The organism is Vallitalea sediminicola (genome assembly GCF_054408565.1).
Window position 1 is genome coordinate 87,333 of record NZ_BTPT01000027.1, and the last position, 9,282, is coordinate 96,614.

A 9,282-nucleotide genomic window follows, 5' to 3' on the forward strand; every position below is an offset into this window, starting at 1 on the left:
TTTTGGATGATGGAATTGTGAAAGGATGGGATTTTTATGAGTAGGGAATTGAGAGTGTTGTCTCCAACGGCTATATTGGGTTATGGTTTTCCTATGGAATCTTTTGAAGAAGGGATGAAGAGAAAACCTCATGTCATAGCGGTTGATGCTGGGTCTACTGATCCGGGACCTTATTATCTTGGAGCGGGGATTTCATTTACTGATGAATCGGCTGTTAAGAGAGATTTGGAGATTATGATTAAAGCGGCTAGAGAGAATAATATTCCAGTGATTGTTGGAACAGCTGGAGGTTCGGGTGGAGAGCCACATTTACAAGAGGTTGTTGATATAGTAAAGAGTATTGGAAAAGAGAATGATTTATCTTTTAAGATGGCTATCATACATGCTGAGATAGATAAAGATTATGTTATAAATAAGCTTTTGGATGGAAAAGTGAAGCCACTGTATCCTGTACCAGAGTTAACTTTGGAAGAGATAGAGAAGACAGAGCGTATCGTTGGACAAATGGGGCTTGAACCTATTATCAAGGCGCTTGATGAAGGGGCAGAGGTTATTATTGCTGGTAGAGCATATGATCCAACTGTTTTTGCTGCATTAGCGGTTAAAGATGGATTTGACCAAGGGTTGGCACTTCATATGGGTAAAATACTAGAATGTGCTAGTATTGCGGCTACACCTGGTAGTGGAAGCGATTGTATGTTTGGATACTTGGGAGAAGATAATTTCAGGTTAGAACCACTTAATCCTATTAGGAAGTGTACTACTTTGTCGGTAGCAGCTCATACATTATATGAGAAAACAAATCCTTATATTTTACCTGGACCTGGTGGAATACTAGATTTGAAAGAAACAAAATTCCACCAAGAAACAGATAATATGGTAAAAGTGACAGGTTCTAGATTCATACCTTCTGATGTTTATACAATAAAATTAGAAGGAACTAAAAAAGTAGGTTATAGAACAGTTTCAATAGCTGGTACAAGAGATAGCATTATGATATCTCAGATAGAATCAATTATAGAAGAAGTAAGAGATAGAGTAAAAGATAATTTCAAAGATGCTGATTATAAGTATCATCTGGATTTTAAAGTATATGGTAGAGATGCAGTTATGGGTTCTCTTGAGCCAACTAAAGAAATTAATAGCCATGAAATAGGTATTGTCATAGAAGCGGTAGCCGATACTCAGAAAATAGCCAACACTATCTGTAGTTTTGCAAGGTCAACGATGCTTCATTATGGTTATGATGGAAGAATATCAACAGCAGGAAATCTAGCATTTCCTTATTCACCTTCTGATTTCAAAGCAGGAGAGGTGTTTGAATTCAGTATTTATCATATAGTAGAAGTGGATGATCCATATGAATTATTCAAGGTTGATTATGTTAATGTAGAGTAAAGATGTTAAGGAGGGATTTTGGTATTATGAAAACTAAGTTAAAAGATATAGCAGAAGTAATTAGAAGTAAAAATGCAGGTCCTTATGAATTAACTTTTGATATTATTTTTAAAGATTGGGATATATTCAAAAACGCCTGTGAGAAAAAAATTATCAATGAAAAAGTTATAGCTGATTTATATCATATATCAGTGGAAGATGTCATTAATATAATAGAATTTACACCAGCTAAAGCAATAAAGGCGACAATAGTCCGTCCTATGGCATCTGGTAGGTTAGGTGAAACAGATGTTTATGGTGCTCAGCAACATGCTCCCTTAGTTGATTTAGAAGTGGAATTATAAAAAGACATTATTTATTGGACAGATAATGCTAAAAAAGGAAATATAAGATTATAAAAGATTTGATTAATAATTATGTTTATATATGCTATAATATAAGAGTTCCTAATTAATATTAGGAACTTTTGTTTTGTATAAAAGGAAATAGTATTTTCAAATATAAGGAGGACTACTTATGAACATTAATTATAACTTAGTGGGGTTGGGATTCATTGGAAAAGTGCACTTGATTGCAATGAATAATTTTAATTTATTAGATATGCCAATTGAAAGTAATATTATCAGAAATCAATTAGTTACAAGAAATCCAGTTGAAAAATTAAAAACAGCACAATCATTAGGATTTGAAAGAACTGTGGATATAGAATCATTATGTCTTAATAATGATGATATACAGATACTTGATATATGTAGTCCTAACATTTATCATAAAGAATTAATATTAAAAGCAATGGAGGCAGGCACGAACATATACTGTGAGAAACCTCTTTCCATGAATGATATTGAGACTAAGGAAATATTAGAGAAGTATAGTAAAAGCAAATCAAAGATACAATTATGTTATACATTGCGATACATACCAGCTTTTGCAAAAGCTAGATCCGCTATAGAAAATGATGCAATCGGGGATATTACCAGTTTTCGTATTGAGTATTATCACTCGTCATACCTTAATCCAGATAAACCTTATGCATGGCGATTAAATAAGGAGATGAGTGGAGGAGGAGCATTATATGATCTAGGTAGTCATGCTTTTGACATATTGCAATTTTTAATAGAGCCGGTCAAAGAAGTTATGTGTTTTACTGAAACTTTTGTAAAAACAAGAAAAGATAGTGAGGGTAATGACAGAAAGATTACAGTGGATGATTGGGCATTAACTCATGTACATACTAATAGCGGTATAAAGGGTACTATTGAGGTATCTAGGATAGCAGCAGGTGATGATGGAACTAGAGTAAGGATTTATGGAACGAAAGGTTCATTGATGATTGACGTATCTGATAATCCTTTAGATGTTACCTATTATAATTTCCTAGGAAATAAAATACATCTTGAGGAAGATTATTATAAAGATGATAGTTATTATAAACATGTAAGTAGATTTTATCCATCGTCTAAGATGTCTCAAGGCTTTTTTATGGATTCACATATAGCTTCACTAGCTTCATTCATGTATCAGATTGAGAATGACACTGTTATCGAAAAAGCACCTTCAATTAGTCAATGTAAAAATATTGAAGATATTTTAAGTGCTTGTCAAAAATCAGTTGATACTAAATGTTTTGAGAAAATTAGTATTTAAAGTGGATATATATAGTATTATGTAAAAATATATATGAATAAATACCTATATAGATAGCTACTTAATACTAATTAACAACAAACAACTTATTTGTTATAATATGAAAGCTGTGCTAATATTTAGCACTATATATATATTAAAAAAAAGATTAAACGGAGGATAACTATGAGTATAATTTTAGGACTATTATCATTAATAGTTAGTATCGCGATACCAGTAATCATAACAGTTGTAACAGATTTTCAAGTGATTCATTTTTCACTATTCTTTATTGTTCCAGTAGGAGCTATTGCAGTAGGTTATGTATGTGGGTTCGGATTTTTCAAAGGTCTATTTTTATCCCATAAGAAAATAACAGGAGTACATTTTTTTATTGGGTTTTTAATGGCAATCATATGTCTTGTAGCAATTAAATATACTACATATTACTTGACTTGTTTTGATGAACAAACACAAGATATTGTCTTTACTTTAGATGGTGATCATATTAGTAAATATGAAATAGAGGGATATGGAGAAATGACTTTTCTCAATTATAATAAGTATTTGATTGAAAATACTCCAATTTCTTTTAGCCGTCGTACACGTACTGTAGCAGAAGTTTCTAATCCAACTTTTGGTTGGATAATAGCGATTATTGATTATCTTGGTATAATAGCTGGTTGTATATTAGCAGGTTCAGGTGTAAAAGGTAAGTACGATTATTGTGATAGTTGTAATAAGTATAAAAAATCAAAGAAAATATTTAATATCCCAAAAGCTAATGGTAAAGCCTTTTTTGAGGAGTTAGAAACATTAGTAAAAGATATGAATATGGATATTTTCTTAGATGAAATAGTACAAAAACATGTTAATACAGGAGAAAAGACAGATGAATACTTTGAATGTCATTTAGTTTATTGTGAAAGCTGTAGAACAGCAGAATTCAAATTCAAATTATTTGAAAGAACTTCAAAGAATAAGATAGAAGAAAATGATAATTTCAATTATAGCATTAAAATCAATTACGAGTTTGTAAAAAAATACATTGAACAAAATGTAGCATAATAATTAAACAAATGTTTTTATATTATATGGGGTCACAACAGTAGATTTCTACTTTCACAGATATTATCTATGAGAAGATAATAAGCTTTTTGTTAGCAAAATCATTTAACATATAAATGTTTATTGATTTTGCTGTAATTATTATCTATAATTAGAATAAAGGTGTCATATATGGACAATATCTATTAATAGTATTGTTCTAAAAATGGACATGAGGTGAGAGGTATGAAAAGTTTTAATATAGCTACTGTATGTGTACCCCATATTTATTATAGGGCAGATAGTAACATTGTAGGATTATGTGATGATAATTATGTAAAGGAAGTGATATAATGGCGATAACATTATTGCAGGAAGCGTTGATGTATTCTGTTTATTTTGCACCTAGAGGCAGAAAAAGACTATTGCATCTTGGACATCAGATTTCACAGAGATATTTAAGTCCTTTGGATAATCTTGTGGGGGTTATTGGTGATGCAGGTGCAGGAAAATCAGTATTCATTAAAGGAATGTTTCCAGGGCTTGAACTCACCAATGATGATGATGGAGTGAATGTAAGACCTTTACCATTATTAGATGGAGCGGATACAGGTTTTTTCAGTAGTCATACTTATCATATCGATGTTAGATTTGAATCAGCATTTACGCAAATATATATGTTGGCTGATGCAGTAAAAGAAGCAGTTAATAATGGAAAAAGAGTTATTGTTGAACATTTCGAGTTGTTGTATCCATATTTAAATATGAATGCGGATATAATCATTGGTATAGGAGAAGAAGTTATTGTAACACGACCTAGCATATTTGGTCCATGTCCAGGGGATATAGCAAATATTGTTCATAAATCAATAAAGTATAGAAGAATGGCTCATACAGCAGAAGATTTAACAGGATATGTACTTGAAAAACAATTCGGTTTCGAACATTGTGAGGGACACAACGATGTAAAACGCGGTTTTGTTTTAGAATTTGATACTGAACCTGATATAGATATAGATGTCCTAGAGGAAAGAACAAAAGAACTTATAAGAGAGAATGTTGATGTTTGTTATGTTGATGATAATCATATATCAATAGATAATGATATATTTGGATGTACTGGACCAAGAATACATTTGAAGAATTCAAGTGAAATAGAACATTTTCAATTAGTAAAGGAATTAAAATATAATCCGTTGACTAATAGCTATGCTTTAATAGGGATCATAGGCTTTGAAGATAAAATTAATATTAATGAATTAAATAGCTTGAAGTATCATTTGTAGTATATATTTTAAATTAATGCTTGATATGGAATAATTTTCATGATATTATAAATAAGTAATAAATAGAAATTAATAAAAAAGGAGGTCATGTAAATGTTAAAAACTAACATCAATAAAGGGAAAAACAAACAATTTCATACAATTAAACAACATGACCTGCAGTTGAAGGATGCTGTCTATTTATAATGATAAGTTATATTTAGCTGTAGGTATAGTCCTACAGTTTATATATATTAATATATTAGTAAAGATACTGTAGTTTACACTACAGTTTTTTTTATTATACAAAGCTGTAGATTATACAGCTTATTTTTTATTCTTTTTTTAGAAATTAAAGGGGGCAAAGTAATGAATCAAATTAAAATTGTTATGTATGATCACACATATGCAGAATCTTTAGCTGATATGTGGAACCAAAGTGGACAGAATTGGGGAGGGGAACAAGCAGCAAGAACTACTGAAGATGTTATTAATGAAAATGAAAAAATGGGTAATATCTGTGCATTTCTAGCTCTTGATGGAGAAGAAGTTGTTGGCTATTGCAGTTTTTCTGAATATAAGCAAGATGAAGGAGCTTCTTATATACCTTTACTCAACGTAAGAACTGATCATATTGGTAAGAAAATAGGTAAAACCCTTGTAAAAGAATGTGTTAAGAAGGCTATGCAATCTAAGTGGCCAAGACTTGACTTATATACATGGCAAGGGAATGATAAAGCAGTACCAGTATATAAAAAATGTGGTTTCTTCTGGGAAAGAAGAGATGGTAGTACACACCTTATGAATTTTATGCCGTATGTCATGGGTACAGAAGCTGTCAAAGAATATTTTGATACTTTTGATTGGTACGATGATAGTGTAAGAGAAATCAAGATTGAGAGCGACGGTAGAAGTGAAGGTGACTTCGAATACTATGAATATAATTGGGAAAAAGATGATATTACTCTCAAAATGGAATTTGAAAAAAATGGTAGAGGTTTGACATGTATTGAAACAGATGACTATATAATAAAAGCAAGAGTAGATAAAAAAGATTTGGTTGTGGGTAAAAGTTATGAAGTGGAATATGAATGCATTAACAAAAGTGGTAAAGAACTTGATATAGAGATAAGAGGAATAGAAGATAAAAATATCAAGAATCATACTGAGTATAAAGGTAGTATCAAGAATAGTGAAATCATCAAGGGTGAATTTTTCTTAGATACTATGGATGAAGAACAAGATAAGTATAGAACTCATCCATGTGTTACATCAATCATAACGATCAATGGATTGGATGCTACATTTAAAGTAGGGGTATATCCTAATTTTCCAATCAAGATGGAGATAGCTAATCAAAAAGAATTTAAGAAGCTAGAAAAAGAAATAAGTTGCTATTTTAATATTGAAAATAATTTTGATGAAGATATCGATATTGAATTTACCTTAATCGACGATGAGTGGATTTCATTTAAAGATAAGGAACAAACATGTTCACTAAAAGCAAAAGGAAAGAAATCACTGGAATTACTATGTATATTATCAGATTATGGTTTTTACAGTAAAGAGATTGAAGTGACAATTAGGACTTCTACAGAGGTAATTAAGCATAAGCTTGATCTTAGAGGTGCTTTCATAGGTTGTATAGGTAAATATCATGGTGAAGATGAAAGAAGTTATTCAATTTATAATGGCCAATACTGTATGTCGTTAATAAAGAAAGATAATGCTACTCACTTTACGAAGATTGGAGCAAAAGGGGATAATGGAATATTTCTAAGAGCACCACAGATTGGTAAACCATATACTATTGAACTTTTTAACAAAAAAGCGAATTCGGTATCTTTTATATCTAAAACTGATTCGGAAATTATTAAGGCTACTTATGAATTAGAAGATTTTAAAAATATTGTTTTAGATTATTATGTTGAATTATACCAAAATGGTATTGCCAAGACGTATTGTGAAATCAAAAATATCTCAGATAGCTATACTTATAAAGAATTAGTATATTGTCAAAGAGCGTTCTATTTATTAAATGATGCATTAATCCCAATAGATAATAAAATAGTTAGAACTCCAAATTTGGATGGTTTATTGACGAAACAATGGGATTTCAATAAGGTAAGTGAAAATTGGATATTCAGTGACTGGAGTAAATGTAAAACAGGTATTGGTTGGCATAAGGGTGCAAAAGTTAATTTTGACGAAGTATTTGTTATAGTTGATTCTGAAATAAATAATTTACTACCAAAAGAAAGTTTTATTACAGAACCTGTCACATATACAATTGATACTTTTGAATCATGGCAGGAATTTAGAAAATATATGGGTTATACAAAAGAGATTAGTAATGAAGATATGTATCAAAGTTTTGAGTGTAGAATTAACAACAATAATCCTTTTGTAGAAAATATTATAGAAGTTGAATTTGAAGAAATAAAGAAAATTCCTGTAAACGGTTCTGCTAATATATCATCAGAAAATCAATTGTTTGGACCTATAAGTAAGGAGCTTAAATTCATTGATAATAAATCCAAGGTAGAATGTCCTAATGAGAATAGAGCTGATATGGATATATTGAAAATAGATGTTAACCTGGATTTCAAGGATATTCATAGAAAAAGAGTAGTATTTTTCAAAGATACTAATGAAGTTAAAACAAATAAGTATCTAGATCAAGGTAAAGAAGTCTATGAATTAGATAATGGATTAATTAAAATAAAAGCATCACCTGAATTTTCTGTTGGAATCTATTCATTGATGCATAGAAACAATGAATGGTTAGATAACAGTTTCCCAGAACCAGCAGTAAAAAGCTGGTGGAATTATTGGACGGGAGGATATGGATTCATTTCTCAAAAACTTAGTTTTGCTTCCTTATTCAAGGAAAAGAAAAAAGCAGAATTCGTTAGTTTAGAGGATAATGCTGGAAACATATGGTCTGGAATTAAAACTACTCTTGAAATAAAAGAAAATGAAGAGTTCAAAGGGATAAGTATTGACCAATATTTCTTATTACTTCCAGGTGTACCAGTTCTATGTGATTTTCCTATTATAAGACAAAATAGTCCTAAGTATATGGAAGATCATCCTTTTGAACAGATAGCTTTTATAAAACAAGGAGAAAATCTAGAGGATAATTGGGTAGCTATTAGTGATAGAGGCGAAAAAACTATTTATAAGTGCGGTAAAACTGAATTTGATTTATTTTCAAATGATTTTATGGTTCACGGCTCTAATAATACAGAGTTTAAAATGATACATTTAATAGATAAAAATGATAAAGTTGGATTTGGTAATACTAATGGTATATCAGTGGAAAATCATGAATTCTATATAAGCGGGGATGTTGGTACATCAATCAAGAGGAATCCTTCATTCATAGTTTTCAGTAAAGAAGATTTAGATGATGTTATGCTAGAAGACCTATATAAGATAAGTTTCAATGTATTATAAGTTGATGGAATAATATTGATGTCTAAGTTCAATATTTATAGTGATTAGAAGGAGAATTTCATGAAAATAATAGATGCGCATGTTCATTATTCAAAAATAGATTCTTTCATAAACACAGCTTGTAATACTTCTAAAGTTGATTATTCTTATAATGGATATTATGATGAATTCAATAAAAACGGTATAGAGGCCAGTATTGGAATGGGCATTGAAGAAAGCGGGGAAGGTAACTTCCCTGATTCTTCATGTCATAATCCTATGTTGTTAGACTTAGAAAATAAACGTCCTCATAATATTTATGAATGTATAGGTATCAATCCAACTAATCTGATAGGTATTTCAAAAGATGAGGAATTCAAAAGAATTGAGGACTATATTAGTAACAATACGGTTATTGGAATTAAATTATATGCTGGATATTATCATTATCATGTATATGATAATATATACACTCCAATATATGAATTAGCACTTAAGCATGAATTAC

General features: G+C 30.3%; 7 protein-coding genes. All 7 read left to right on the plus strand.

Annotated features, from left to right (window positions below; translation table 11 throughout):
• Positions 1-36 precede the first annotated feature (36 nt).
• Positions 37-1,398 carry an acyclic terpene utilization AtuA family protein gene (locus ACX6CF_RS12815; RefSeq protein WP_458785730.1) on the plus strand — a complete coding sequence of 454 codons (1,362 nt, stop codon included), beginning with the start codon at positions 37-39 and terminating at the stop codon, positions 1,396-1,398.
• A 26-nt stretch (positions 1,399-1,424) separates the two neighbouring features.
• Positions 1,425-1,742, plus strand: a complete 318-nt coding sequence (locus tag ACX6CF_RS12820; RefSeq protein WP_458785731.1) for a DUF4387 domain-containing protein — start codon at positions 1,425-1,427, stop codon at positions 1,740-1,742.
• A gap of 172 nt (positions 1,743-1,914) precedes the next feature.
• Positions 1,915-3,045, plus strand: a complete 1,131-nt coding sequence (locus tag ACX6CF_RS12825; RefSeq protein WP_458785732.1) for a Gfo/Idh/MocA family protein — start codon at positions 1,915-1,917, stop codon at positions 3,043-3,045.
• Between the two features lie 165 nt (positions 3,046-3,210).
• Complete coding sequence (locus ACX6CF_RS12830; RefSeq protein WP_458785733.1) at positions 3,211-4,092, plus strand: hypothetical protein; 882 nt, start codon at positions 3,211-3,213, stop codon at positions 4,090-4,092.
• A gap of 332 nt (positions 4,093-4,424) precedes the next feature.
• Positions 4,425-5,357 (plus strand): alanine-tRNA synthetase second additional domain-containing protein, encoded by a 933-nt coding sequence (locus ACX6CF_RS12835; RefSeq protein ID WP_458785734.1) that lies wholly within the window; start codon positions 4,425-4,427, stop codon positions 5,355-5,357.
• 348 nt (positions 5,358-5,705) lie between these two features.
• Positions 5,706-8,795: a GNAT family N-acetyltransferase gene (locus ACX6CF_RS12840; RefSeq protein WP_458785735.1), complete on the plus strand. Its 3,090-nt coding sequence runs from the start codon at positions 5,706-5,708 to the stop codon at positions 8,793-8,795.
• Positions 8,796-8,855: 60 nt separating this feature from the next.
• On the plus strand, positions 8,856-9,282 hold a 427-nt coding region (locus tag ACX6CF_RS12845; RefSeq protein ID WP_458785736.1), incomplete at its 3' end, for an amidohydrolase family protein.